General features: G+C 61.1%; 27 protein-coding genes. 20 read left to right on the top strand and 7 right to left on the bottom strand.

Annotated features, from left to right (window positions below; all coding sequences use genetic code 11):
* The first annotated feature begins 1 nt into the window (after position 1).
* The 10 genes from atpB (at position 2) to glmU (ending at position 9,103) form a co-directional block, all read left to right on the top strand.
* Positions 2 to 811, top strand: coding sequence for a F0F1 ATP synthase subunit A (atpB, locus tag EKH79_RS11685; RefSeq protein ID WP_126674006.1), 810 nt, complete (start codon positions 2 to 4; stop codon positions 809 to 811).
* Positions 812 to 862: 51 nt separating this feature from the next.
* On the top strand, positions 863 to 1,150 hold the full coding sequence (gene atpE, locus EKH79_RS11680; RefSeq protein ID WP_126674005.1) for a F0F1 ATP synthase subunit C: 288 nt from the start codon (positions 863 to 865) through the stop codon (positions 1,148 to 1,150).
* A gap of 84 nt (positions 1,151 to 1,234) precedes the next feature.
* On the top strand, positions 1,235 to 1,705 hold the full coding sequence (locus EKH79_RS11675; protein ID WP_126674004.1) for a F0F1 ATP synthase subunit B: 471 nt from the start codon (positions 1,235 to 1,237) through the stop codon (positions 1,703 to 1,705).
* 3 nt (positions 1,706 to 1,708) lie between these two features.
* A complete protein-coding gene (locus EKH79_RS11670) occupies positions 1,709 to 2,245 on the top strand; it encodes a F0F1 ATP synthase subunit delta (RefSeq protein ID WP_126674003.1) in 537 nt (178 codons plus the stop codon).
* Between the two features lie 58 nt (positions 2,246 to 2,303).
* Positions 2,304 to 3,854: a F0F1 ATP synthase subunit alpha gene (gene atpA, locus EKH79_RS11665; protein ID WP_126674002.1), complete on the top strand. Its 1,551-nt coding sequence runs from the start codon at positions 2,304 to 2,306 to the stop codon at positions 3,852 to 3,854.
* Positions 3,855 to 3,948: 94 nt separating this feature from the next.
* On the top strand, positions 3,949 to 4,848 hold the full coding sequence (gene atpG / locus EKH79_RS11660) for a F0F1 ATP synthase subunit gamma (protein ID WP_126674001.1): 900 nt from the start codon (positions 3,949 to 3,951) through the stop codon (positions 4,846 to 4,848).
* A 131-nt stretch (positions 4,849 to 4,979) separates the two neighbouring features.
* The gene (atpD, locus tag EKH79_RS11655; RefSeq protein ID WP_126674000.1) at positions 4,980 to 6,413 is read left to right on the top strand and encodes a F0F1 ATP synthase subunit beta; all 1,434 of its coding nucleotides are present in this window, start codon (positions 4,980 to 4,982) and stop codon (positions 6,411 to 6,413) included.
* Between the two features lie 94 nt (positions 6,414 to 6,507).
* Positions 6,508 to 6,930, top strand: coding sequence for a F0F1 ATP synthase subunit epsilon (locus tag EKH79_RS11650; RefSeq protein ID WP_126673999.1), 423 nt, complete (start codon positions 6,508 to 6,510; stop codon positions 6,928 to 6,930).
* 91 nt (positions 6,931 to 7,021) lie between these two features.
* The gene (locus EKH79_RS11645; RefSeq protein WP_126673998.1) at positions 7,022 to 7,555 is read left to right on the top strand and encodes a hypothetical protein; all 534 of its coding nucleotides are present in this window, start codon (positions 7,022 to 7,024) and stop codon (positions 7,553 to 7,555) included.
* Positions 7,556 to 7,732: 177 nt separating this feature from the next.
* Entirely contained in the window at positions 7,733 to 9,103 is a 1,371-nt protein-coding gene (gene glmU, locus EKH79_RS11640; protein WP_126673997.1) for a bifunctional UDP-N-acetylglucosamine diphosphorylase/glucosamine-1-phosphate N-acetyltransferase GlmU, read from the top strand.
* 18 nt (positions 9,104 to 9,121) lie between these two features.
* Here glmU and EKH79_RS11635 read toward each other — a convergent pair whose 3' ends face one another.
* On the bottom strand, positions 9,122 to 10,117 hold the full coding sequence (locus tag EKH79_RS11635; RefSeq protein WP_126673996.1) for a chorismate transformation FkbO/Hyg5 family protein: 996 nt from the start codon (positions 10,115 to 10,117) through the stop codon (positions 9,122 to 9,124).
* A gap of 358 nt (positions 10,118 to 10,475) precedes the next feature.
* Here EKH79_RS11635 and EKH79_RS11630 point away from each other — a divergent pair, with 358 nt between their 5' ends.
* The 4 genes from EKH79_RS11630 to EKH79_RS11615 all read left to right on the top strand — a co-directional run bounded on the left by EKH79_RS11630 (position 10,476) and on the right by EKH79_RS11615 (position 12,512).
* Complete coding sequence (locus EKH79_RS11630; protein ID WP_126673995.1) at positions 10,476 to 10,745, top strand: phosphopantetheine-binding protein; 270 nt, start codon at positions 10,476 to 10,478, stop codon at positions 10,743 to 10,745.
* Positions 10,746 to 10,813: 68 nt separating this feature from the next.
* The gene (locus tag EKH79_RS11625; protein WP_126673994.1) at positions 10,814 to 11,128 is read left to right on the top strand and encodes an ApeI family dehydratase; all 315 of its coding nucleotides are present in this window, start codon (positions 10,814 to 10,816) and stop codon (positions 11,126 to 11,128) included.
* Entirely contained in the window at positions 11,125 to 12,075 is a 951-nt protein-coding gene (locus EKH79_RS11620; protein ID WP_126673993.1) for a lysophospholipid acyltransferase family protein, read from the top strand. The genes EKH79_RS11625 and EKH79_RS11620 overlap by 4 nt, the downstream gene beginning before the upstream one ends.
* 2 nt (positions 12,076 to 12,077) lie before the next feature.
* A complete protein-coding gene (locus EKH79_RS11615) occupies positions 12,078 to 12,512 on the top strand; it encodes a hotdog family protein (RefSeq protein WP_126673992.1) in 435 nt (144 codons plus the stop codon).
* 13 nt (positions 12,513 to 12,525) lie between these two features.
* Here the strand turns inward: EKH79_RS11615 and EKH79_RS11610 are convergent, their stop codons facing one another.
* The 3 genes from EKH79_RS11610 to EKH79_RS11600 are packed head-to-tail and all read right to left on the bottom strand — an operon-like array spanning position 12,526 to position 15,289.
* The gene (locus tag EKH79_RS11610) at positions 12,526 to 13,281 is read right to left on the bottom strand and encodes a glycosyltransferase family 2 protein (protein WP_126674412.1); all 756 of its coding nucleotides are present in this window, start codon (positions 13,279 to 13,281) and stop codon (positions 12,526 to 12,528) included.
* Between the two features lie 5 nt (positions 13,282 to 13,286).
* Entirely contained in the window at positions 13,287 to 14,078 is a 792-nt protein-coding gene (locus EKH79_RS11605; RefSeq protein WP_126673991.1) for a beta-ketoacyl synthase chain length factor, read from the bottom strand.
* Complete coding sequence (locus EKH79_RS11600) at positions 14,075 to 15,289, bottom strand: beta-ketoacyl-[acyl-carrier-protein] synthase family protein (RefSeq protein WP_126673990.1); 1,215 nt, start codon at positions 15,287 to 15,289, stop codon at positions 14,075 to 14,077. Before EKH79_RS11600 ends, EKH79_RS11605 begins: the two co-directional genes overlap by 4 nt.
* A 164-nt stretch (positions 15,290 to 15,453) precedes the next feature.
* Here EKH79_RS11600 and hemF point away from each other — a divergent pair, with 164 nt between their 5' ends.
* Complete coding sequence (gene hemF / locus EKH79_RS11595; RefSeq protein WP_126673989.1) at positions 15,454 to 16,362, top strand: oxygen-dependent coproporphyrinogen oxidase; 909 nt, start codon at positions 15,454 to 15,456, stop codon at positions 16,360 to 16,362.
* Positions 16,363 to 16,371: 9 nt separating this feature from the next.
* Here hemF and EKH79_RS11590 read toward each other — a convergent pair whose 3' ends face one another.
* Positions 16,372 to 17,013, bottom strand: a complete 642-nt coding sequence (locus tag EKH79_RS11590; protein ID WP_126673988.1) for a DUF4097 family beta strand repeat-containing protein — start codon at positions 17,011 to 17,013, stop codon at positions 16,372 to 16,374.
* Between the two features lie 148 nt (positions 17,014 to 17,161).
* Here EKH79_RS11590 and gpmA point away from each other — a divergent pair, with 148 nt between their 5' ends.
* Together gpmA and EKH79_RS11580 are read left to right on the top strand one after the other, a co-directional pair.
* Positions 17,162 to 17,905 (top strand): 2,3-diphosphoglycerate-dependent phosphoglycerate mutase, encoded by a 744-nt coding sequence (gene gpmA / locus EKH79_RS11585; RefSeq protein WP_126673987.1) that lies wholly within the window; start codon positions 17,162 to 17,164, stop codon positions 17,903 to 17,905.
* Positions 17,906 to 17,994: 89 nt separating this feature from the next.
* Positions 17,995 to 18,543 carry a CcdC protein domain-containing protein gene (locus tag EKH79_RS11580; protein WP_126673986.1) on the top strand — a complete coding sequence of 183 codons (549 nt, stop codon included), beginning with the start codon at positions 17,995 to 17,997 and terminating at the stop codon, positions 18,541 to 18,543.
* On the opposite strand, the gene glnK is transcribed toward EKH79_RS11580, so the two are convergent.
* On the bottom strand, positions 18,540 to 18,878 hold the full coding sequence (glnK, locus tag EKH79_RS11575) for a P-II family nitrogen regulator (RefSeq protein WP_126673985.1): 339 nt from the start codon (positions 18,876 to 18,878) through the stop codon (positions 18,540 to 18,542). The genes EKH79_RS11580 and glnK overlap by 4 nt on opposite strands.
* 175 nt (positions 18,879 to 19,053) lie before the next feature.
* Between glnK and EKH79_RS11570 the strand changes: the two genes are divergently transcribed.
* From EKH79_RS11570 to EKH79_RS11560, 3 genes are all read left to right on the top strand, one after another.
* Entirely contained in the window at positions 19,054 to 19,311 is a 258-nt protein-coding gene (locus EKH79_RS11570; RefSeq protein WP_126673984.1) for an accessory factor UbiK family protein, read from the top strand.
* A gap of 142 nt (positions 19,312 to 19,453) precedes the next feature.
* Entirely contained in the window at positions 19,454 to 20,968 is a 1,515-nt protein-coding gene (locus EKH79_RS11565) for a YifB family Mg chelatase-like AAA ATPase (RefSeq protein ID WP_126673983.1), read from the top strand.
* A gap of 60 nt (positions 20,969 to 21,028) precedes the next feature.
* Positions 21,029 to 22,825, top strand: a complete 1,797-nt coding sequence (locus EKH79_RS11560; protein WP_126673982.1) for a cation:proton antiporter — start codon at positions 21,029 to 21,031, stop codon at positions 22,823 to 22,825.
* Between the two features lie 164 nt (positions 22,826 to 22,989).
* Here EKH79_RS11560 and aceA read toward each other — a convergent pair whose 3' ends face one another.
* Positions 22,990 to 24,285: an isocitrate lyase gene (gene aceA, locus EKH79_RS11555; protein WP_126673981.1), complete on the bottom strand. Its 1,296-nt coding sequence runs from the start codon at positions 24,283 to 24,285 to the stop codon at positions 22,990 to 22,992.
* Positions 24,286 to 24,297: the final 12 nt, after the last annotated feature.

Raw genomic sequence — 24,297 nt, 5'->3', positions numbered from 1 at the left:
GATGGCAAGCGAGCCGCAGGGCGGTCTTACCGAATACATCACGCACCATTTGCAGCACTTCAAGCCGCTGCGCATGAGCCCCGAAGGCTTTTGGTCGGTGCATATCGACTCGCTGACCGTCTCGCTGGTGCTGGGCATCGTGTTCTGTTTGTGGTTCTGGGCGATGGCGCGCAAGGCCACTTCGGGCGTGCCGGGCAAAGGCCAGGCGTTTGTCGAAATCATTCTTGAATTTGTGGACGGCCAGGTAAAGGACGTCTTCCACGGCGACCGGAGCTTTCTCGGCCCGTTGGCGCTGACCGTGTTCATCTGGGTGTTCCTGATGAACGCGATGGACTTGCTGCCCGTCGACCTGCTGCCCTGGATCACCCATCAGTTCGGTATTGGCCATTTCCGCTCGGTGCCGACTGCCGACCTTAACCTCACCTTTGCCATGTCGATCACCGTGCTGTTGCTGGTGATCTTCTACAGCTTCAAGGCCAAGGGTTTTGGCGGCTATACGCATGAGCTGTTCACGGCGCCGTTCGGCGCTCATCCGGCCCTCTGGATCCCCAATTTTCTGTTGAACATCGTCGAACTGCTCTCCAAGCCGGTGAGCCTGTCGATGCGACTGTTCGGCAACATGTACGCGGGCGAGCTCGTATTCATGCTGATCGCCGGTTTGTTCAGTGCCGGCAGCTGGTGGCTCTATGGCATGGGTGTGATCGGTTACACGATCTGGGGCATCTTCCACATCCTGATCATTTCAATCCAGGCCTTCATTTTCATGGTGCTCACCATCGTGTATATCTCGATGGCTCACGATCACCACTAATTCATTCACCTTTGTACGCACAACCGCTTTCTTTTTCTTGAGGAGAACACCGTGGAATTAGCTGCTCACCTTGCCCAAGTCCAGGGCTTCACTGCGATCGCGCTCGGCCTGATCATCGGTTTCGGTGCGCTCGGCGCCTGTATCGGCATCGGCATCATGGGTTCGAAGTTCCTCGAAGCCGCTGCTCGCCAGCCTGAGCTGGTTCCGCTGTTGCAGGGTCGCATGTTCCTGCTCGCCGGCCTGATCGACGCGGCGTTCCTGATCGGCGTGGCGCTCGCGATGTTCTTCGCGTTCACCAACCCGCTGCTCAACGCTGTGAAGGCTGCAGTAGGCGGCTAAGCCGCTTCGGGCAGTTTCAGTCTGGGTGCGGTCGTGAACAGCGATCGCACTTCTTAGCAATCGATATGAACAGGTAACGCAGCGATGGAATTCAACGCCACCTTGATTGGCGAAATGATCGCATTCGCCATCCTGATCTGGTTCTGCGTGCACTTCATTTGGCCCCATATCACCAAGGCCATCGAAGAGCGCCAGATAAAGATCGCAGAGGGTCTTGATGCGGCCGAGCGTGCTCGTGCAGAACTCCGGGACGCCGACAACAAGGTGGCGGCCGAGATCAAGCAGGCGCGTGCGCAGGCTACCGAAATCATCGATCGGGCTCATCAGCAGGCCAACCAGATCATGGATAAGGCACGTGCTGATGCCGTGGTCGAAGCGAATCGTCAGAAGGCTGCGGCCCAGGACGATATCGCCTCGATGGCGCAGCGTGCTCGCGAAGAACTTCGCGAACGCGTCGGCGCACTGGCCGTGCAAGGCGCATCGAAGATCGTGCAGCGCGAGATCGATCCGTCTGCGCACAAGGCATTGCTCGACCAGCTCGCAGCAGAGATCTAATCGATGGCAGCTCAGGCAATCACGCTCGCTCGCCCCTACGCCCGCGCCGCTTTCGAGCTGGCGCAGGCGGAAGGTGCTCTCGGCGCCTGGTCACAGGCTTTGGCTTTCGCTGCGGACGTAGCGAAAGATTCTCGCGTTGCCGCACTCAGCACGGACCCGCGCGTCAAACCCGAACAGCTCGTTGCACTGCATCTGCCCGAAGGCACGAAGGCAGACAGCGCGTTCGGCAACTTTCTCGCGCAGCTCGCTGAAAGGCGTCGCCTGACCTTGCTGCCGGAAATCGGCGCGCTGTATGAGACCTACAAGCGTGAATCGGAGTCGCAGCTGCTGGTGAAGGTCACCAGTGCGATGGCTCTGGATACCGCGCAGACCGAGCAGCTGAAGGCTTCGCTCAAGCGCCGCTTCAAGCGCGACATCGAACTGCAGACGCAGGTCGACCCGTCGCTGCTGGGTGGTGTCGTGATCGATACCGGCAGCGAAGTGATCGATGGCTCCGCACGCGGTCGCCTTGAGCGCTTGGCTAGCGCCCTCACGCACTAAACAGATTTCAAAAATCACCGGGTGCCGCTGGTGCGGCGCAAACCCAAGGATAACGACCATGTCCAGTTCCACCCTGAACCCGTCCGAGATCAGCGAACTGATCAAGAACCGCATCGAGCAGTTCAAACTCGGCGCGGAAGCCCGCAATGAGGGCACGATCATCAGCGTGTCCGACGGCATCGTGCGCATCCACGGCCTGGCCGATGTGATGCAGGGCGAAATGATCGAACTGCCGGGCAACGCGTTTGCGCTGGCGCTGAACCTGGAGCGCGACTCGGTCGGCGCCGTGGTGCTGGGTGAATACCAGCATCTGCGCGAAGGCGACACCGCCAAGACCACCGGCCGTATTCTCGAAGTGCCGGTCGGTCCGGAAATGCTCGGTCGCGTGGTCGATTCGCTCGGTAACCCGATCGACGGCAAGGGCCCGATTGCCACCAAGCTCACGTCGCCGATCGAAAAGGTTGCGCCGGGCGTGATCTGGCGTAAGTCGGTCGATCAGCCGGTGCAGACCGGTTACAAGTCCGTCGACTCGATGATTCCGATCGGCCGCGGTCAGCGCGAGCTGATCATCGGCGACCGTCAGACCGGCAAGACCGCGCTGGCCATCGACGCGATCATCAATCAGAAAGATTCCGGCATTAAGTGCGTTTACGTCGCGATCGGCCAGAAGCGTTCGTCGATCGCCAACGTCGTGCGCAAGCTCGAAGAGAACGGCGCACTGGCCAACACCATCGTCGTCGTCGCTTCGGCGTCCGAGTCGGCAGCGCTGCAGTACATCGCGCCGTACTCCGGTTGCGCGATGGGTGAATACTTCCGTGACCGCGGCGAAGACGCACTGATCATCTATGACGATCTGTCTAAGCAGGCCGTCGCTTATCGTCAGATCTCGCTGCTGCTGAAGCGCCCTCCGGGCCGCGAAGCGTATCCGGGTGACGTGTTCTATTTGCACTCGCGTCTGCTCGAGCGCGCTGCTCGCGTGTCCGAAGAGTACGTCGAGAAGTTCACCAACGGCGAAGTGAAGGGCAAGACCGGTTCGCTTACCGCGCTGCCGATCATCGAAACGCAGGCCGGCGACGTGTCCGCGTTCGTGCCGACCAACGTGATTTCGATCACCGACGGTCAGATCTTCCTGGAAACCGACCTGTTCAACGCCGGTATCCGTCCCGCTGTGAACGCCGGTATCTCGGTGTCGCGCGTGGGTGGTGCAGCGCAGACCAAGATCGTGAAGAAGCTGTCCGGCGGCGTGAAGCTGTCGCTCGCGCAGTACCGCGAACTGGCGGCATTCGCGCAGTTCGCTTCGGACCTCGATCCGGCCACGCGTGCGCAGCTCGACCGCGGTCAGCGCGTCACCGAGCTGATGAAGCAGAAGCAGTACGCGCCGCTCTCCATCGCCGAATTGGCACTCTCCGTGTACGCCGCTGAAAAGGGCTACCTGGACGATCTGCCGGTGAACAAAGTGCTGCCGTTCGAAAAAGGCCTGCACGACTTCTTCCACCAGAACTACAACGACCTGATGAAGAAGATCGTTGCGACTGGTGACTGGAACAACGACATCGAGGGCACCTTCAAGGCCGGCCTCGACGAGTTCAAGAAGACGGGCAGCTGGTAAGCAATAAAGGGTGTGCAGTTGTGCGATACGCATGACTGCACCGCATCTCGGTCGAAGGACCGAATCGGCATAGACCCAACAGGTTGAGGCAAACGTGGCAAGCGGACGCGAAATTAAAACCAAGATCAAGAGCACGCAGAACATGCGCAAAGTGACGCGCGCGCTCGAAATGGTCTCGGCCTCCAAGATTCGCAAAGCGCAGGACCTGATGAAGGCCTCGCGCCCCTATGCGCGTGCGATGCGCAAGGTCATTGCACACGTCGCGCAGGCGAGCACCGAGTTCAACCATCCGTTCCTGGTCGAGCGCAAGGAAATCGCGCGCGTCGGCTATGTGGTGGTGACGACCGACCGCGGTCTCTGCGGCGGTCTGAACTCCAACCTGTTCCGTCGCCTGTTGCCCGCGATTCGCGAATGGCAGGACAAGGGTGTGCAGGTCGACGTCGTGGCGATCGGTCAGAAGGCCGTACAGTTCTTCCGCCGCATCAACGGTGTGAATCTGATCGGCAGCACGTCGCATCTTGGCGACCGCCCGAAGGTCGAGCAGCTGATCGGCGTCATCAAGGTCGTGCTGGACTCCTTCAGCGAAGGCAAGCTGGATCGCGTGTTCCTCGCGTACAACGACTTCGTCAACACGATGACGCAAAAGCCCACCGTCGACGCACTGCTGCCGCTCCCGGCTGTGGCTGCGGAATTGGAAGCGCAGCACATCCCAGGTGTTGAACTCGAGCAGTCGCACGATTGGGATTACATCTACGAACCCGATCCGGCTTCTGTGCTGGAGCACGTGCTGGCGCGCTATATCGAGTCGGTGGTGTATCAGTCCGTGCTGGAAAATCTCGCCAGCGAACATGCCGCGCGCATGGTGGCGATGAAGTCGGCGTCGGACAATGCCACCAAGGTCATCAGCGAACTGACACTGAGCTACAACAAGGCACGTCAGGCTGCGATCACGCAGGAAATCTCGGAAATCGTCGGTGGTGCGGCGGCTGTATGAGTGCGGTCATCCATGACCGCGAAGATCAAAAAGCTGCCATCCATGGCAGCACTATTTAAAAAGAGCGACGCCCAGGCGGCGCTTTGGCAGTAAAACCAGACACTTTTAAAAGATCCATCCGGAGCACATCCATGAGTCAGGGCAAAGTTGTACAGATCATCGGCGCGGTTATCGACGTCGAGTTCGCACGCGACCAGGTGCCGCAGGTGTATGACGCACTGAAGATCGACGGCACCCACATCACGCTGGAAGTCCAGCAGGTGCTGGGCGACGGCGTCGTGCGTACGATCGCCCTCGGTTCCACCGACGGTCTGAAGCGCGGCCTCGTTGCGCGCAACACCGGCGAAGGCATCAAGGTGCCGGTCGGCAAGGGAACCCTTGGCCGCATCATGGACGTGCTCGGCAATCCGATCGACGAAGTCGGCCCGATCGATGCGAACGACCATTGGGTCATCCACCGCGAAGCGCCGTCCTATGACGACCAGGCGATGGCCAACGAACTGCTCGAAACCGGCATCAAGGTGATCGACCTGATCTGCCCGTTCGCCAAGGGCGGCAAGGTCGGCCTGTTCGGCGGCGCCGGCGTGGGCAAGACCGTGAACATGCTCGAACTCATCAACAACATCGCGACCCAGCACTCGGGTCTGTCGGTGTTCGCCGGCGTGGGTGAGCGTACCCGTGAAGGCAACGACTTCTATCACGAGATGCAGGACGCCGGCGTCGTGAAGGTGGACAACCTGCCGGAGTCGAAAGTGGCGATGGTGTACGGCCAGATGAATGAGCCGCCGGGTAACCGTCTGCGCGTGGCGCTGACTGGCCTGACCATGGCCGAATACTTCCGCGACGAAAAGGACGAACACGGCAAGGGCCGCGACGTGCTGTTCTTCGTGGACAACATCTACCGCTACACGCTGGCCGGTACCGAAGTGTCCGCGCTGCTCGGCCGTATGCCGTCGGCCGTGGGTTACCAGCCGACGCTCGCCGAAGAAATGGGCGTGCTGCAGGAACGCATTACCTCGACCAAGACCGGTTCGATCACCTCGATCCAGGCCGTGTACGTGCCCGCGGATGACTTGACCGACCCGTCGCCGGCGACCACCTTCGCCCACTTGGACGCGACCGTGGTGCTGTCCCGTAACATCGCCTCGCTGGGTATTTATCCCGCCGTGGATCCGCTCGATTCCACCAGCCGCCAGCTCGACCCGAACGTGGTCGGCCCGGAGCACTACGACGTTGCCCGTCGCGTGCAGGGCATGCTGCAGCGTTACAAGGAATTGAAGGACATCATCGCGATTCTCGGCATGGACGAACTGTCCGAGGAAGACAAGCAGGTGGTGTACCGCGCACGTAAGTGCGAGCGCTTCTTCTCGCAGCCGTTCCACGTGGCCGAAGTGTTCACCGGTTCGCCCGGCAAGTACGTGTCGCTGAAGGAAACCATCCGCGGCTTCAAGATGATCGTCGATGGCGATGTGGACCATGTGCCGGAACAGGCGTTCTACATGGTCGGCGGCATCGACGAAGCGATCAAGAAAGCCGAAGAGATGGGCGCCAAGAAGGCTGCCTGATCGACCGTCGCATCCGGGATCGCCTGCAAGCAGGTCGATCCCGGAAAGACAGAAAATCCTTTCCATTCGATACGTCGAATGAAGTGAGAAAGTTATGACCACCATTCGTTGCGACATCGTCAGTGCCGAAGCCGAAATCTTTCACGGCGAAGCAGTGATGGTCGTCGCCACCGGCGAGCTGGGCGAGTTGGGTATCACGCCTCGCCACGCGCCGCTGATCACGCGCCTCAAGCCTGGCCACGTCGACGTGGTGCTGGAGGGCGGCGAGCGTCAGCAGTTCTACATCTCCGGCGGCATTCTCGAAGTGCAGCCGCAGGTCGTCACGGTATTGGCCGACACGGCCGTGCGCGCCGCCGATCTGGATGAAGCAGCCGCACAGCGCGCCAAGAAAGAGGCCGAAGACGCGCTGGCCAATCGCACCGACGCGATGGAAGTGTCCGAAGCACAGACGAAGCTGGCGCAGGCTCTGGCTCAGCTGCAGGCGCTGGAGCGTCTGCGCAAGAACCTCAAGCACTGATCGTTCGCTCCGCTTGTCTGCGAAACGCCGGCCTTGCGTCGGCGTTTTCGTTTGCGCCACCATGATTGTCACCACAGGGGAGGGATTCCGCATGCGTTGGCGAAACGGATGTCTGGTGGCCATCATGGGCTTCACGCTTTGCGCGTGTCACACGACCATCAAGTCGGCGCCCGAAGCGACGCCGCAGGGCAGTGCGTCGTGGCATGTGGTCGATACGCCCAGTACGCCGCGCTACGACCTCGCTGTCGATCAGGTCGCATCGGGTGCCGGCGTTATCTCGCGGGTGTCGCCCATTTACCCCGCTCAGGAACTTCCGAAGTGCCCACCTTCGGTAGATGTGCAGGCACAGTTGATCATCGATGAATCCGGGCGCGTCACCGACGTACGCGTCGACGATGAAGTGCGGGCCGATCCATCCCGGCATCATTACATCGACGCGGTGCGCGTCGCCGCAACGCAATGGGAGTTCAGTCCGCTGCAGATCGATAAATGGACCCATGATGCGGATGGAACCCGGCATTTGCAGAGTCACGAGTTGAAGCCCTTCAGCCTTATGTATGCCTTCCATTTCGAATGCCGCGATGGGCAGACCAATACGTCGGTAGATAAAACATCCGCGCCGTGATGGGGTGCGGCTCGCGCGGATGTGGTCTGCAAAGCCGTCGCGAACCGGCCGTCCACGGACATCCGGCTGGCCGTTAAATGACACCGCCGTGGCATTGCCCACGTACATGGCGCCGTCAGGTTTCGCGCACATAACCGACTGCTAAGCTTGCAACTGTCACCCCGATGGATCCAGGCAATGAAGAACCAGCCGCTCCACGTCATTGTTCTCGCGGCAGGCGAGGGCAAGCGCATGAAATCCAGGAAGGCCAAGGTGTTGATGCCGTTGGCCGGACGTCCCCTCCTGGAACACGTGTTGACCACGGCGCGCGCGCTTCAGCCGAGCGCTATCCACGTGGTCTATGGGCATGCTGGCGATCAGGTGCTTGCGGCGTTCGACGGGCAGGCGGATTTGCAATGGGTGTTGCAGGCGGATCGGCTGGGAACCGGGCACGCCGTATCGCAAGCGCTGAATCAGGTGCCGGACGATGCCACGGTGCTGGTTTTGTACGGCGACGTGCCGATGACGCGCGCCCACACGCTCAAGCGTCTGATGGATGTCGACGGCGCTCTCTCCTTGCTCACCACGCGCGTCCCCGATCCGCATGGTTATGGCCGTGTTCTGCGCGACGGCAATGGACTGGTACGCGCGGTGATCGAAGAGAAGGACGCCGACGACACCCAGCGCACCATCAACGTCATCAACACGGGCATCGTCGCCGCCGAAGCCCAATCGCTTAAGCGCTGGACCAGCCAACTCAATCGCAACAATGCGCAAGGCGAGTACTACCTCACCGACATCTTTGCGATGGCAGCGGGCGAAAACCATGCTGCGCAAAGCGTGGAATGCGAAGACGCCACGGAAGCGGCCGGTGCGAACAATCCCTGGCAGCTTGCTGAGCTGGAATCGGCTTATCGCCGACGTGAAGCGCAAAATTTGACGATGGCGGGTGTGCGTCTTGTCGACCCGACGCGCATTGATGTGCGCGGCACGGTTGAAGCCGGCTTTGATGTCGATATCGATATCGACGTGATTCTCGAGGGGCACGTGCAATTGGGCGACGGGGTTCGCATTGGCCCGTTCTGCCGCATTCGCGATGCAAAACTTGCAGCCGGCACCGTCGTACAGGCGCATTGCGACATCGACGGCGTCGTGACGCAAGGTCCCTGCATCATCGGTCCCTTTGCACGTTTGCGGCCGGGAACGGAATTGGCATCAGGTGTGCACGTAGGCAACTTCGTCGAAACCAAGAAAGCGATCATTGGCGAAAACAGCAAGGCCAATCACCTTTCGTACCTCGGCGATACGGTGATCGGCCGCAACGTTAACGTCGGTGCAGGCACGATTACGTGCAACTACGATGGCATCAACAAGTTTGTGACGTATATCGAAGACGGCGTATTTATTGGTTCCAATACAGCGCTGGTGGCACCCGTTACTGTGGGTGCGCAAGCGACCATTGGCGCCGGTTCCGTCATTACGAAAGATGCGTCGGCGGGCGAACTCACCGTGGCGCGTGCACGTCAGACGACGCTGCACGGCTGGAAAAGGCCTGAAAAGAAGACGTAAACCAAACAGGTGGCGCTGTTAGCTAAAGCGCCACCCGTCGATTTCCACCAGTAATTCGCGGCGGCACACATCGCCGTGCATCAGCAGCACCGGTACGCCCGGCAGTCGGCGCTGCAGGATCTCCCACACGCGCGTGGCGTCGGTAGCGTGACGCACATAGGCTTTCAGCGGCGAATGCGTGTCGAAACCCGCGGGCATGTCGGCGCTTGCAAGCAGTGCTTCAAGATTGGTGAGCGTTTCGTTGAGCTGTGCTTCGACATCGCCCTCATGCGTTGACGCGTGTCCCACCACGGCAGCGGTGCCTGAAATCGCCAAGGCGTCTTGAGCCGGCATCAACATGGCGCGCGCAAAACCTGGCGATGTACGTCCGTATTGGCGCGGATAGCGCCAGGCGCTGGTCTGTCGCGGATTTTCAACAGCTGTGCCGGTATCGATGCCTGCCAGCAGGTAGACCTGCAGCAGGTGCTTGTCATGGTGATGACCGATGGCGGTGGCTGCCGGAAAACCTTCTGCGAAGAAATCGTCCAGGCCTGCCGCACGGCCGTCGCAAAATTGCTTGTAGCGCTCTGCATCGTCTTCGCCATCGTTGATGTTGGCGATGTAATTCCAGATGCGCAGCACGCACCGCTCGCTGCGTGTGCTCATGAATTGACGAAGCGCTGCGTACGCCTGTCGAGCCGCACCTTCCATGCCGCCGGCATCGCGCTCGTCCACTTCGATGGCGGCGAACAACCAGCCGCCGCCCGACGACCAGCGCACGGCATCGTGGTGGCCGTAGCTGATTTCCGCATCCACCTGCCATAGCTCGATCGGAGCGGGTGCGTCGAAGCTTTCCAGGGCGACGCGAAACCAGCGCGGATCGCCGTCATGGCCACGCGCGCCTGCGCCGAAACCAAAGACGGCCAACGTGCCCGGTTCGTCCAGGGCCGTGCCTGGATCGGCCATGCGATACGTGACGCGCGGACTACGCGGCAGGCCGGGCTGGACCTGCAGGTTTTCGCTTCGTTGAACCATGCTAGAGCCTGCTTATGATCTCTGCGTAGCCCGCGTTGTTATGCTGCGGCTGGCAGGTGGTAGTGCGGGGCGCAGCGCTTGACTGGCTGTCAAGCCAAGCCACGCACTGCCGCATGACGGCCGCAGCATAACAACCCGAAGGGCCGGGCCTGTTTGCCAGCCGTGCTGCGTCCTCACTCAGTTGTGTATCGACATACACGCCTTCGCTCCTCCTTGCCCGGCTGGCAAACAGGTGCGGCGCGGGCCACGCAGAGATCATAAGCAGGCTCTCAGACCGGGAAGAACAAGACCCCTATGTTACACTGGCCGGCCACCCCAGCCGGGGGTGGGCGAGTGCATCCGGAGTATCGAAACACGCATGGTCACGCAGACCGCAGCCGAACACGAACTGGCTGTCCTGATAGTGGACGCCCTGAACCTGGAAACGGTCGATCCTTCGCAGATCGAGCCGAACGCACCGCTGTTCGGGGGCGACCTGGGTCTGGACTCCATCGATGCGTTGGAAATCGCGTTGGCCGTATCCAAGCGTTACGGTCTGCAACTGCGTTCGGACCATCCGGACAACCAGCGCATTTTCAGCAGCTTGCACGCGCTCTCCGAATACGTTGAACGGGAGCGGACCGTCTGATCTTGCGTTAAGGCCTCTGACAGGTCGAATCCGCATGATCGAACTCGCTTCCTCACTGGCGTATTCCTGTGGATCAACGCAACACCAGCAACGCGCGTTACCGCACGGCGCTATGCGTACCGCCGGAGCACCCGTGCCTGCCCGGACACTTTCCAGGCCATCCGCTGGTACCCGGTGTCGTGCTGCTTGAACACGTTGCCCGCGCGCTGCGCGACTGGCGCAACCTGCGTTTGGCGCGTGTGCTTGAGGTGAAATTTTTGGCGCCGTTGCATCCAGGCGAACAGGCTGAGCTGGAACTGGACGACGTCGCCGGGCGTATCCGTTTTGCCATCCAGCGTGAACAGCGCGTGTTGGCGCGCGGTGTGATCGAGGGCGCGTCATGACGGCGCACTGGCAAGATCAACGCGAAGGTGGCGACCGCTTTTCCATTGGCGTTGTGATCAACGTGGCGCTGCGTTGCGGACGACGCGTTTTCCAGATCTTCCTTTACCCGATGTCGCTGTACTACTTCCTTCGCCGTGGCGAGGAACGTCGTGCGTCACGCGAATACCTCACCCGCGCATTCGGCCGCCCGGCTACCTGGTGGGAAGTGCTCAAGCACGTGCATAGCTTCGCCGTGACATTGTCCGACCGCATCTTCCTGCTTGCCCATGGCGAACGGGAATTCGAGATCGATGTAACGGGCGTCGAGCTGTTGCAGGAACGTCTTGCGCAAGGGCGCGGCGTGTTGCTGGTCGGTTCGCATCAGGGCAGTTTTGAAGTGTTGCGCACGCTCAGCGCACGCTGCCCGGAAGTGCCATTGCGCGTGCTGCTCGACAAGCAAAAGACACCCGCGATGACCGAGCTGTTCGAATCGCTGGCACCCGAAGTCGGTGAGGCGGTGATCGATGTGTCGCAGGGCGGCGCGGCGATCACGCTCGCCGTTGCGGAAGCGTGCAGCAACGGCGGCATGGTCGCGTTGCTGGCCGACCGTGGGCGTTCGCATGAAGTGCTGCGCAGCGTGAATTTTCTCGGCGAGCCCGCGCCGTTTCCGATTGGACCGTGGCTGCTTGCCAGCACGTTACAGGTGCCGGTGATACTTTGCTTCGGCATCTACCGCGGCGGTTCCCGTTACGCACTCACGTTCGAGCCTTTTGCCGATCGCATCGAGATTCCACGCGATGCGCGCAATCAGGCACTCGACGAGGTGCTAAGTCGTTACGCCGAACGCCTGGAATATTACGCGCGCGCCTATCCGTATAACTGGTTCAACTTCTACGACTTCTGGCGGCAGGACACCGATCGCGAAGCTGTGTCATTGCCCCGCGCCGACACCTTGCGAGAGGTCTGACGGTGCTCACGCAAAAGGAGTGGGCGGCTTATATTCCGCATGCGGGAGATATGGCGCTGATCGATGCGGTGCACGCGTGGGATGACACCAGCATCCACGCTGTCAGTGATCGGCATACGCAGAACGATCATCCGCTACGCGGTGCGTCAGGGCTGCACGCCGTGCATCTGGCCGAATACGGTGCCCAGGCGACTGCGGTGCACGGCGCACTTCGGGCGATATCGCGCGCGCAGGCAAAAATGCGTCCCGGTCGACTGGTAAGTCTGCGCGACCTGCGTCTGATGGTCGAATACGTCGACCTGTCGAAAGGTCGCCTCGATGTGCACGCAGAATGCTTGTCCGCTGACGAAAGCGGCGCGCAATACAGGTTTAGCGTAGAACAGGGCGGACAGCTACTCGCATCAGGCCGCGCGGCGGTGATGCACACAGACGCTTGATGCAAGGCGTGCGCTACGCAGCGTGACGCGAAAACGTATCGTCGATAACCAACGGTTCCGCCCGCGAACGACGATAACTGGCGCGCCACTGGCCGTAATGAAACATGCGGCCGACGGTGTACACCGTGATTCGCATAACGTCGCGGATCGGGCTGAAGTGACTCAGACGGAACGAGCCTTCATAACGCGAAGCGATCGGCACCGAGACGATTCCCAACCCCTTCTCGCGCGAGCCAGCGATAAGCATCGCCGCTTCGAACACGAAATTCTGTGCATCAAGCTCCACCAGTTCCAGGGCGCTGCGCGGATACCAGCGTTGACCGCTTTGCGTATCCGCCACCGGTTGCGCGCACGCCCATGAGATGCCCCAGTCGGCGAGGGCGTTCGCGCGGCGGCGGCTCTTGGGTTGCTGCTCGCGATGAAGCAGGCGCGCGCCGATGACGATGTGATCGGGGAAACGTTTGCCGACATCGACGAGCCGTGGAATATCTTCGGCCAGATGCTGACCGTCGCCATCCATCGTCACGACGGCGTCGAATCCCTGGGCCAGCGCTTCGCGAAAACCTGTGCGCAACGCTTCGCCTTTGCCGCGACGGTGCGTGTGGCGCAGCAAGGTCACCGGCAATGTGCCGACGATATCGGGTGTGCGATCGTCCGAGCCGTCGTCGATCACGATGACCGGAACGCCCAGCGTGAGCGCCGATTTCACCACCGTGCCAATCGCCTTTTCTTCATTGAGGCAGGGAATCAGCACACACCACCGTGTCATCTCATTCACGCAGTGACCTCCATCTGTGCACGCAGCCCCAGCTTTTCGGAAGCTGCCAAAACACATTGACCGACGCCGCGAGCCAACATCGCCAGAAGCGGCAGACACGCTGCCGAAGGGTTGTCGCGCATCCATGCCTTGCAAGGCTGGGGAAGTTGCGTCTCGCCGGATGTTTCCGGAATCAACGAGAGATGCAGTGGTAACGCGGCACCATCGGAAAAAGGTGACAACACCAATGCGCAGCCAAAGGCGATGCGGCAGTCGATCAGTTCGCCCAGCGGGCCCATGCCGGCGGTGTCGCTGCAGACCAGTAGGACGGGACGATTGTCTGCACACACCTGTGCGGCCGCTTCCAACAGCGCGGCGCCAAAACTGGCATGCCCCGCACAGACAGCAGTCGACGGTGCGCGGCAGTCCGTGGCAATGGTCCAATAACCCGCTGACGCATTGTGGACGGAATTGTGGAAGCGTGTGGGCGAAAGTTCGGTCGGCGCATTGGCCAGTACGCGGCACATGTAATCCGTTGTAGCTTGATCGCCATAAGCCGATGCGAAGACACATGCGAGACTGTCGGCGTTGCGGTTGCTCATCGCTACTGCTTGCGAGGCTGCTTCGATGGCCACGAGCACGCTTTCGGGTGCACGGCGGCGTTCATTGATCGACAGTGTTGCTGTTGGCGGCCGCGCGACGGGTTCTGCAAGTGCGTGTCCGTCGAGTAATCGGCGAAGCGCATCGAAATCGGTCAATTGCGGCGACCATAGGCCAATACCTTCGACTTGAACGCGCAGTTCGGTCATGGGCTTGCTCCCGCGCGCACATGGCCAAAGGCGAGACACGCATTGCTACCGCCAAAACCGAAGGAATGACTCAGCGCGATGCGTGCAGGACGATCTTCATTTTCCCACGCAAAATGCGCTGTGCATGCGGGGTCGGGCGAGATCGCGCCTGCATTGCCGGGAACAAACCCTTCGCGCAACGCGAGCAGCGTGATAACGGCTTCGACAATACCGGCAGCACCCAGTGTGTGACCGGTAAGTGCTTTGGTGGAGCTGATTCGTGTGCTGGTCGGAAAAAGCCGAGCGACCAACGCCGCTTCCATCGCATCGTTTTTCTGGCTCGCGGTGCCGTGCAGATTGATGTAACCCACCTGCGTGACATCGATCTGTGCGCGATCCAGTGCATCGCGCAGCGCAAGTTCCGCGCCGCGGCCATTCGGATCGGGTGTAGACATATGGTGCGCATCGCTGGATTCGCCGCATGCAAGCAATCGCAGCGAAGCCTTTGGATTTGCATCGATGCGTTCAAGCAACGCAAATCCGGCTGCTTCGCCAATGGAAATGCCGCGACGCGTGGCGTCGAACGGTCGGCAGGGATCGGGCGACACCAGTTCCAGCGAGTTGAATCCGAACAGCACGCTGTCGCACAAGGAATCGACACCACCCACTACGGCCGCGTCAACGATGCCCAGTCGCATCAGCCGCTCGGCGCTGGCGAAGACCTTGGCGCTGGATGAGCACGCCGTGGAAATCGTCAGGCACGGTCCTTCGATACCCAATGCCGCCGCGACGAAAGCCGTCAGCGAGTGCGGCGTGTGAATCGCCGGGCGGTGCAGATCGGCCGGTATTCGACCGGCAGCATCCACGCGTCGATAGCCTTCCTCCGTGGCGCGAATGCTGGCGGTAGATGTGCCCAAGAACAGCGCGACGCGTGCTGAACCATAGCGCTCGCGCGCCGCTTGAACCTGCGTGAAGAAGTCGTCCTGATTCAGGCCCAGCCAGGCGAGGCGGTTGTTGCGGCAATCCCACTGGGCGTAGTCGTCGGGTACGGCGGCAGTTTCGAGGCCGGGGACGCGGCCGATCCAGCACGGCAGCGGCGCATCGCCAAAATCGTTGATGCGCAGCCCGCTGCGCTGCTGGTCGAGCGCATGCAGGTGAGCGTCTAGGCCGAGGCCAAGCGCGGACGTGGCGGTGTACGCCGTTACCGCGAGAGGGAGGGTTGTCACACTCATGTCATGAGCCTAGCGACCGCTCCATGGCTTGCCTAGAAGGGCTCATTCGGCCTTCTAGCTGGCGTTCATGCAGCCGCAGCCGATGCCGCAGGTCGCCGCGATGCATCGGTTTGCGAGCGCCGCCTTGCTAAGCTTTCCCAACGCCACGTTGACGGACAGGATGAATGAACAGCAGCGAGCAAGTTGAACGATCCGAAAATGTCTTGCGCACGCTGCAGGATCGCATCTGCCAGGCGGTCGAACAGATCGATGGCAAAGCCACTTTTGTGGAAGATGCGTGGGCGCGCCCGGGTGGCGGCGGCGGACGCACGCGCGTACTGCGTGATGGCGATGTGTTCGAACAGGCCGGCGTGAATTTTTCGCTGGTGCATGGCGACAAGCTGCCGCCTAGCGCCACCGCGCATCGCCCCGAATTGGCCGGTGGCAGTTTTGTCGCGACGGGTGTGTCGCTGGTGTTGCATCCGCGCAATCCGTATGTGCCGACCACGCACGCCAACGTGCGCTATTTCGAAGCGAGCAAGCCGGGTGTGGAATCGGTGTGGTGGTTCGGCGGCGGTTTCGATCTCACGCCGTTCTATCCGTTCGATGAAGACGTCAAACATTGGCATGCGGTCGCGCGTGATCTGTGCGCGCCCTACGGCGACGATGTTTATCCGCGTTACAAGAAATGGTGTGACGAGTATTTCTATCTGAAGCACCGCGCTGAGACGCGCGGCGTGGGTGGCTTGTTCTACGACGATCTCGACGAAGGCGGCTTTGATCGCTGCCTGGCTTTCACGCAAGCCGTCGGGCAGGGTTTTCTCGATGCTTATCTGCCCATTGTCGAACGTCGCAAAGACATGCCTTATGGCGAGCGCGAGCGCGAATTTCAGCTGTATCGCCGCGGTCGTTACGTCGAATTCAATCTTGTCTACGACCGCGGCACGTTGTTCGGTTTGCAATCGGGCGGACGCACGGAGTCGATCCTGATGAGTCTGCCGCCGCGCGTGCGTTTCGAATACGCCTTTCAACCGGAAGAAGGTTCACCCGAAGCGCGGCTTGCCGATTACCTCAAGCCGCGCGACTGGGTGTGATGGGGAAGATCAGGGCGTCGCGCCGCTGAAATGTTTTGGCGTGGCGCCACGCACGGCGCCGATCTGTGCGGAGTCGCTGACTTCAAGCACCACGTCGCGGCGGAACTCCAGCGTACCATTCACCACCGCGTGCGGGCCGATGATGATTTCCGGATCGCGATTGGGCCAGTTCCGTCCATGCACTTCCCTGACGACGAGTCCGCCGTCTATGCGAGAACCTTCGCCGATGGTGACGTCGCCGTTGCTTGTCGCCACGCCGCCGCCGATGTGCGCATGATTGAGCGTGATCGTTCCATTCACGTTGGCTAAGTTGCCGCCGACTTCGGCGCGCGAATCGAGCGAGATGTCGCCATTCGTGCTTTCCACTTCACCGGTGACGCGGCTGCCCGTGCGCAGCGTGAGGCTGCCGTTGACCGTGTGCAGGGACGAGGCTTGTGCGTTATCGCCAAGGTGAATGGAGCCATTGACGGTGCTGGCGCCTTGTACAACGGCGTTGGCGCCGACTTGAATGCCGCCGTTGACGCTGTGGAGGTCCCCGGCATGCTGGCCGGCATCCACGCTGATTTCTCCATTGACCTTCTCGATATCCTGGGCCGCCACGGCCAGTGGCAGGGATAGAGCGAGGGCGAGGGCGGGGACGAGAAGACGCATGAGACGAGCTCCAGATGGGGTTATCGCCTTTGATGCCAGAACTCACCCAGACGTTTACCGTGACTCCTGGCAGGGTCCGCGCGATTGACGGAGGTGCTGGCGGGCCTCACCATTTCGCACTTGCCCCGCACTCGATCGAATTCACGCCATGCATAAGCTTGTACTGATCCGCCACGGCCAATCCCAGTGGAACCTCGAAAACCGCTTCAGCGGCTGGGCCGACGTCGATATCACCGAGCAGGGTGCCGCCGAGGCGCGCGAAGCGGGCGAGCTGCTGCGTCAGGCGGGTTATCACTTCGACGTGGCGCATACCTCGGTGCTCAAGCGCGCGGTGCGCACGCTGTGGCACGTGCAGGATGCAATGGATCTGATGTGGATTCCGGTCGTGACGGAGTGGCGCCTGAATGAGCGTCATTACGGTGCGCTCACCGGCCTCAACAAGGCGGAAACCGCCGCCAAGTACGGCGAGGACCAGGTGAAGGTCTGGCGCCGCAGCTACGACATTCCGCCGCCGGCCTTGGAGCGCGACAAGAATCCATCCCTGCGCGATCCGCGCTACGCCGATCTCGATCCTGCGCTGATTCCCGACACCGAATGCCTGAAGGACACCGTCGCCCGCGTCACGCCGTATTGGAGCGACATGCTGGCGCCCGCGATTCGTAACGGTGAACGCGTACTGCTGGTGGCGCATGGCAACTCCATCCGCGCGCTGGTGAAATACCTCGACGGCATTTCCGACGACGATATCGTGGAGCTGAATATCCCCAACGGCGTGCCGCTGGTGTACGAATTCGACGATAACCTCAAGCCGCTACGCCACTACTACCTGGGCGACGCCGACGCGATCGCGGCAAAGATGGCCGCCGTGGCGAACCAGGGCAAAGCCAAATAACGTCGATCGAAAATGCATGACGGACGTCAGTCGCCTGTCATGCGTGCGGTTGCTAAGCTGGCCCTATCTTCCGGATGCAAGGTAAGGCTATGGCGCCGCATTTCATCGCTCCGTTGATCATCATTCCCATTATCTTGCTGCGCGTATGGACTCGCGTGCGCAGCCAGTTTGGTCTGCAGCCGATTCGGCGCAAAAACATGATTACCCGCGTCGTGGTGTTCGGCATTCTCGGGGCATTGGCGATCTTTTACGGGATCGCGGTACGCAATACCGATCTGCTTTTGGGGTTTGGCGGCGGCGTGGTGCTGGGCGTGGCGCTCGGGTTGGTGGGTCTGAACCTCACGCGCTTTGAGCTCGATCCGGTGAAGGGCGACTGCTACGTACCCAACCCCTACATCGGTGCACTGCTGACGATCCTGTTTCTGGGGCGCCTCGTCTGGCGTTTCGCGATGGTCTCGCCCCAGTTGATGGACTCAACGGGCGCCGCGCAGCCCGTGCACGGCCCGGGCATCGGTCAGAGCCCGCTGACGCTGGGCATTTATGGCCTGATCGTCGGTTACTACGTCTGCTATTTCGCCGGGCTGCTGATCCACCATCAGCGCATCGTGCGCGAGCGGCCCGGGCAGGCGGAAGCTTAAAGCGCGTCGTGATCCAGCTCGCCGGTGCGGATGCGGATCACCTGCTCCAGACTGCTGACGAAAATTTTGCCGTCGCCGATCTTGCCGGTGCGGGCCGACTGGGTGATGGCCTCGACCACGCGGTCAAGCTGGTCGTCCGCCACGGCCACCTCGATCTTGATCTTGGGTAGGAAATCCACGACATACTCGGCGCCGCGATAGAGCTCGGTATGGCCTTTCTGCCGGCCGAAACCCTTCACTTCGGTCACGGTGATACCCTGCACACCGACCTCAGCAAGCGCTTCGCGGACATCGTCCAGCTTGAAGGGCTTAATGACTGCCACCACCAATTTCATGAGATTTCCTTCTACCGGACCGGTCACGCGCTGCGCAGCATACATTCTGCTCCTACCTGAAAGCAGCCTGTCCCACCGTGTAGGAGAATGCCTACACATTCTGATGGATCAAGCCGATGGCGCACATTTTTGACTTCTACTTAGACTCATCCCCGACGAGTTCGAGGTGCCTACCATGACGGGCAGGCAGGATATCGATCAAATTGCCCAACGACTTGTCTCGTTGGTACCGCCAGGGCTGGCAGACGCGCATAAGGATTTGCGCGCCAATTTTCGCGATATCCTGGCGCAGGGAATGCGCCATCTCGAGCTAGTTACCCGGGAGGAGTTCGACGTTCAGACCCAAGTCCTGGCGCGTACCCGCGCCCGGGTCGAAGAACTCGAAAAGCGCGTGGCGGAGCTGGAAGCCGGCGTGTCACCTTCAGGTACATAGCCAGTTCCGGTAGCCGCCCCCGATTTGTCACCATCACCCCAAGGAATCGGGGGCGGCCGTTTTCTTCCGCCTCTGACAGATGGAGTCGCCTGATGGACCTGCCTCACAGCGACTCCCCGCTCGTCTTCGTATACTCCGGCGCATGAGTCTTGCCGTCACGCTAAGCCGTGCCCAGGAAGGGGTCGCTGCACCACAGGTGATGGTGGAAGTACATCTTTCCGGCGGCCTCCCAAGTACCAACATCGTCGGACTGCCTGAAGCGGCGGTGCGCGAAGCGCGCGATCGTGTCCGCGTGGCGATTCAGAACGCCGCGTTCGAATACCCCAATCGCAGAGTCACGGTGAATCTGGCGCCCGCCGAATTGCCCAAAGATGGCGGTCGCTTCGATCTCGCCATCGCGCTGGGCATTCTTGCCGCCGGTCATCAGGTGCCGCGCGAAAAACTCGACGATTGCGAATTTCTTGGCGAACTGGCGCTCTCCGGTCAGCTGCGTGCGGTCTCAGGCGTGTTGCCGGCGTTGATTCGCGCACGTGCGCGTGGGCGCCGCGTCGTGGTACCGCGCGCAAATGCCGAAGAAGCCGCGCTGATTCCTGAAGTCGATGTGTTGGTTGCCGACTCGCTGGCAGAAGTCTGTGGTTGGTTGCGCGGTGCGCAGGAGTTGTTGCCGCCCGCTGCATCGCTCGCGCTGAGCCATGACGATAACGGTCCGGATCTGGCCGATGTGCGTGGCCAGTTGCAGGCACGCCGAGCATTGGAGATTGCCGCTGTCGGCGGTCACCATGTGTTGCTGATGGGACCGCCGGGCACTGGCAAGACCATGCTGGCCGAACGCCTGCCGGGCATCCTGCCGCCCATGTCCGAATCCGAGGCGCTGGAAACCTGCGCGGTCATGTCGGTGGCGGGTCATATCGTCGATCCCGCGCGCTGGCGTCGTCGTCCGTTCCGTGCGCCGCACCACACCGCGTCGGCGGTGGCGTTGGTCGGCGGCGGCACGCAGCCACGGCCGGGCGAAATTTCGCTCGCACACAACGGCGTGTTGTTCCTCGATGAATTTCCCGAATTCACGCGGCACGTGCTCGAAGTGCTGCGCGAACCGATGGAGTCCGGAACCATCCTCATTTCGCGCGCTGCCCGTCAGCTGAGTTTCCCGGCGCAGTTCCAGCTCATTGCGGCGATGAATCCTTGCCCTTGCGGCTACGCAGGCGATGCACGCCAGCGTTGCCGTTGCACACCCGATCAGGTGCAACGCTATCGTTCGCGTATTTCCGGTCCGCTGATGGACCGCATCGATCTGTGTGTCGAAGTACCGGGTGTACCGCTCTCCGAACTCGGCGTGCCGCCCACGGATAAGGACGAAGATTCCGCCACCGTGCGTCGCCGTGTGATGCGCGCACGCCAGCACGCGCTGGCACGCGCAGGCAGGCCCAACGCCGAAATCAGTACGCGTGAACTGGAGCGAGACTGCGCACTGGGTCCAGCCGAACGGCGCTGGTTCGATGCGGCGCTGGAACGCCTCGGGCTGTCAGCCCGCGCCTACCATCGCACCTTGCGTGTCGCGCGCACCATTGCCGACATCGACAACGGCGCCGCGGCGCTCGACCGCACGCATCTTGCCGAAGCCCTCCAATATCGGCGCCTTTCGCTGATTTCCGACTAGACGAAGTCGGTCACCTATGTTGCGATACAGATATCGGCGGCTGCCGTTGAGGGTGCGTGCATGAGCATCGAACTCGGCCTGATGCTGACCGGCATGCTGGCCATCGGCTTCTTCGCACAATGGCTGGCCTGGCGCGTGAAGCTGCCCGCCATCCTGTTTCTGTTGCTGGCCGGCATTCTGCTAGGGCCCGTCTTTCACGTACTCGATCCGGACAAGCTGCTCGGGCCGCTGCTGTTCCCGGTGGTCTCGCTTTCCGTGGCGCTGATTCTGTTTGAAGGCAGCCTCACGCTGCGCTTCCAGGAGCTGCGCGGCATTGGACATGTGGTGCGAGGACTAGTGAGTTACGGCGCGATCGTCGCGTTGCTGCTGCTTGCCGCTGCGGCGCATTATCTCGCAGGCATGAGCTGGGATATCGCGCTGTTGTTTGGCGCGTTGACATGCGTGACGGGGCCGACCGTCATTGTTCCGATGCTTCGTACGCTGCGGCCCAACGCGCGCATTGCCAACACGTTGCGCTGGGAAGGCATCGTGATCGATCCGCTTGGCGCGCTGTTCGCGGTACTGATTTACGAAGCCATCGTGTCGCGGCATCAGGGCCACGCAATTGGCGTGTTTCTCACTACCGTGATTGCCGGCGTCGTTATCGGTGGCGTTGCCGCCATCGTGCTGGGCCTTCTGCTGCGCCGTCAGCTGATTCCGGAATATCTGCAGAATTTCGGCGCGCTGGCCATCGTGCTTCTATCGTTCACGCTCTCCAACGAGATCGCGCATGATTCGGGATTGCTCACAGTCACCATCATGGGTATCGCGCTCGCCAACATGCGCGACGTACACATCGACGACATTCTCGATTTCAAGGAACACCTCACCGTGCTCCTTGTGTCGATGCTTTTCATCCTGCTGGCTGCACGACTGAGCTGGCCGCTGCCACCCGGCATGCTGTGGGCCGGTATCGCCATTTTCCTCGCCGCACAATTTGTCGTGCGCCCCATCACGGTGATGGTTTCCAGCGCCGGTAGCGGCATGACGTGGCGCGAGCGGGCGTTGATTTCCTGGGTGGCGCCGCGGGGCATCGTTGCAGCGTCGGTCTCGGCGCTCTTTGCGCTGCGGCTGGAACGTCTGGGTGTGGCAGGTAGCGATGTGCTGGTGCCGCTCGTGTTCATCTTGATCATCGGCACGGTCGTTTTGCAGAGCGCAACATCACGCCCTCTCGCGCGCTGGTTAAAGGTTGCCGAACCCGAGCCGCATGGCGTGTTGATCTTCGGCTCCGATGCGGTGGCTCGCGCCATCGGCAGTGCACTGAACGAAGCGGGTTTTCATGTGCTGCTGTCCGACGATGACTGGGATGGCATTCGCCGCGCCCGCATGGAAGGGCTGACGACGTTTTATGGCAGCCCGGCCTCAGCGCATGCTGAGCGCAATCTGGATCTGACAGGTATCGGATTGATGCTTGGACTATCGACGCACCGCGAACGCAATTCGCTGGCGTGTCTGCACTATCAGCAGGAATTCGGTCGCGACAAGGTTTACCGCTTGCGTAATCTCGCGCCGCAGGAAACAAGCAACCGCTCGGCGCTGGCCGATCGATTATCCGTGCCGGTGTTGTTCGAAGACACCATGACGCACGCGCGCTTTGCGGAATTGCTGGCGCGTGGCTGGCGCCTCAAATCCACCGGACTCACACCGACATTCGACTGGCCGCACTTCATCGAGCAGTACGGTTCCTCATCGATATTGCTGTTCGGTGTGGAAGAAAAGCAGATGTTGCGTGTCGCTTTGGCTAAGCGCGAATTAGAGCCGCGCCCCGGTTGGACGGTGATTGTGCTGGTTCCGCCGGAAGCACCGACGCCGCCGTGACGCCTAGTTTTACCTCACCGTCATTCCGGCGTAGGCCGGAATCCAGTAGCGAGAACTGTCGGAAGTACGGACACGTACATAGCCTTTCGTCACTGGATTCCGGCCTACGCCGGAATGACGGTGAGAGGGAACAAACCCTCACGGATACGTGAGGGTATAAGTCATCAAGCAGCAGAAGCCTGATGGAATTGCGCTTCTTCCGTCGAGCCTTTCAACGCCGTGGTTGACGACTGCCCCTGCTGAATAGCCTGCGTCACCGCATCGAAGTAACCGGTGCCAACTTCGCGCTGATGCTTCACGGCAGTGAAGCCGCGATCGGCCGCCGCGAATTCCCGCTCCTGCAGTTCAACAAACGCACTCATCTGACGACGTGCATAACCATGCGCCAGATCGAACATGCCGTAGTTGAGACTGTGGAAGCCCGCCAACGTGATGAACTGGAATTTGTAGCCCATCGCGCCCAGTTCTTTCTGGAATGTCGCGATGGTCGCATCGTCCAGATTTTTCTTCCAGTTGAAGCTCGGCGAGCAATTGTACGCAAGCATTTTGCCCGGAAACTTCGCATGAATCGCTTCCGCAAACTTGCGCGCCTCTTCCAGATTCGGCTTGCTGGTTTCGCACCAGATCAGATCGGCGTAAGGCGCGTAGGCCAAGCCTCGACTGATGGCTTGATCGAGGCCGGCGCGAACGCGGAAGAAGCCCTCCGGCGTGCGCTCTCCGGTGACGAACGGCTTGTCGTTGTCGTCGATATCGGACGTCAGCAAATCAGCCGCGTCCGCATCGGTGCGTGCGATGACCAGTGTCGGAACGCCAAGCACATCGGCTGCCAGGCGAGCGGCGTTGAGTTTGTCGACGGCTTCGCGCGTCGGCACCAACACTTTCCCGCCCATGTGGCCGCACTTTTTCACCGACGCGAGCTGATCTTCAAAGTGCACACCTGAGGCGCCCGCTTCGATCATCGCTTTCATCAGCTCGAACGCATTCAACACGCCGCCGAAACCGGCCTCAGCATCGGCAACGATCGGCACCATCCAGTCGGTATCGTCCTTGCCTTCCGCGTGATGCAGCTGATCCGCGCGCAGCAGGGTGTTGTTGATGCGCTTGACGACCAGCGGCACGGAATTGGCCGGATACAGCGATTGATCCGGATACATTTCGCCCGCGACATTCGCATCCGCGGCGACCTGCCAGCCACTGAGATAGATCGCCTGCAAACCGGCTTTCACCTGCTGCATGGCCTGGTTACCGGTCAGTGCGCCGAGCGCATTGACGAAATCTTCTTTGTGCAGCGATTTCCACAAGCGTTCGGCGCCACGGCGCGCAAGCGTGTGTTCGACACCCACAGTGCCGCGAAGGCGCACCACATCGTCAGCACTGTAATTGCGCTGGATGCCAGCCCAGCGAGCGTTGTTCTTCCAGTCGAGCGACATCTGTTCGGTGGTAGGCAGTGTGTTTTTCATGATGATTGACTC

This window comes from Dyella dinghuensis, assembly GCF_003977615.1.
Taxonomy (GTDB): domain Bacteria; phylum Pseudomonadota; class Gammaproteobacteria; order Xanthomonadales; family Rhodanobacteraceae; genus Dyella_B; species Dyella_B dinghuensis.
This window is presented reverse-complemented; position numbering and strand designations above follow the sequence as displayed.

What these genes read in the sequence shown, in the direction of transcription:
- EKH79_RS11600 (WP_126673990.1), bottom strand. Translation starts at nt 15,289, where the DNA reads ATGAGTGTGACAACCCTCCCTCTCGCGGTAACGGCGTACACCGCCACG.
- EKH79_RS11645 (WP_126673998.1), top strand. Translation starts at nt 7,022, where the DNA reads ATGCGTTGGCGAAACGGATGTCTGGTGGCCATCATGGGCTTCACGCTT.
- EKH79_RS11580 (WP_126673986.1), top strand. Translation starts at nt 17,995, where the DNA reads ATGGCGCCGCATTTCATCGCTCCGTTGATCATCATTCCCATTATCTTG.
- glnK (WP_126673985.1), bottom strand. Translation starts at nt 18,878, where the DNA reads ATGAAATTGGTGGTGGCAGTCATTAAGCCCTTCAAGCTGGACGATGTC.
- hemF (WP_126673989.1), top strand. Translation starts at nt 15,454, where the DNA reads ATGAACAGCAGCGAGCAAGTTGAACGATCCGAAAATGTCTTGCGCACG.
- EKH79_RS11605 (WP_126673991.1), bottom strand. Translation starts at nt 14,078, where the DNA reads ATGACCGAACTGCGCGTTCAAGTCGAAGGTATTGGCCTATGGTCGCCG.
- EKH79_RS11590 (WP_126673988.1), bottom strand. Translation starts at nt 17,013, where the DNA reads ATGCGTCTTCTCGTCCCCGCCCTCGCCCTCGCTCTATCCCTGCCACTG.
- aceA (WP_126673981.1), bottom strand. Translation starts at nt 24,285, where the DNA reads ATGAAAAACACACTGCCTACCACCGAACAGATGTCGCTCGACTGGAAG.
- EKH79_RS11675 (WP_126674004.1), top strand. Translation starts at nt 1,235, where the DNA reads ATGGAATTCAACGCCACCTTGATTGGCGAAATGATCGCATTCGCCATC.
- EKH79_RS11635 (WP_126673996.1), bottom strand. Translation starts at nt 10,117, where the DNA reads ATGGTTCAACGAAGCGAAAACCTGCAGGTCCAGCCCGGCCTGCCGCGT.
- EKH79_RS11670 (WP_126674003.1), top strand. Translation starts at nt 1,709, where the DNA reads ATGGCAGCTCAGGCAATCACGCTCGCTCGCCCCTACGCCCGCGCCGCT.
- glmU (WP_126673997.1), top strand. Translation starts at nt 7,733, where the DNA reads ATGAAGAACCAGCCGCTCCACGTCATTGTTCTCGCGGCAGGCGAGGGC.
- EKH79_RS11630 (WP_126673995.1), top strand. Translation starts at nt 10,476, where the DNA reads ATGGTCACGCAGACCGCAGCCGAACACGAACTGGCTGTCCTGATAGTG.
- atpD (WP_126674000.1), top strand. Translation starts at nt 4,980, where the DNA reads ATGAGTCAGGGCAAAGTTGTACAGATCATCGGCGCGGTTATCGACGTC.
- EKH79_RS11610 (WP_126674412.1), bottom strand. Translation starts at nt 13,281, where the DNA reads ATGACACGGTGGTGTGTGCTGATTCCCTGCCTCAATGAAGAAAAGGCG.
- EKH79_RS11560 (WP_126673982.1), top strand. Translation starts at nt 21,029, where the DNA reads ATGAGCATCGAACTCGGCCTGATGCTGACCGGCATGCTGGCCATCGGC.
- atpB (WP_126674006.1), top strand. Translation starts at nt 2, where the DNA reads ATGGCAAGCGAGCCGCAGGGCGGTCTTACCGAATACATCACGCACCAT.
- EKH79_RS11620 (WP_126673993.1), top strand. Translation starts at nt 11,125, where the DNA reads ATGACGGCGCACTGGCAAGATCAACGCGAAGGTGGCGACCGCTTTTCC.
- EKH79_RS11570 (WP_126673984.1), top strand. Translation starts at nt 19,054, where the DNA reads ATGACGGGCAGGCAGGATATCGATCAAATTGCCCAACGACTTGTCTCG.
- gpmA (WP_126673987.1), top strand. Translation starts at nt 17,162, where the DNA reads ATGCATAAGCTTGTACTGATCCGCCACGGCCAATCCCAGTGGAACCTC.
- EKH79_RS11565 (WP_126673983.1), top strand. Translation starts at nt 19,454, where the DNA reads ATGAGTCTTGCCGTCACGCTAAGCCGTGCCCAGGAAGGGGTCGCTGCA.
- EKH79_RS11650 (WP_126673999.1), top strand. Translation starts at nt 6,508, where the DNA reads ATGACCACCATTCGTTGCGACATCGTCAGTGCCGAAGCCGAAATCTTT.
- atpA (WP_126674002.1), top strand. Translation starts at nt 2,304, where the DNA reads ATGTCCAGTTCCACCCTGAACCCGTCCGAGATCAGCGAACTGATCAAG.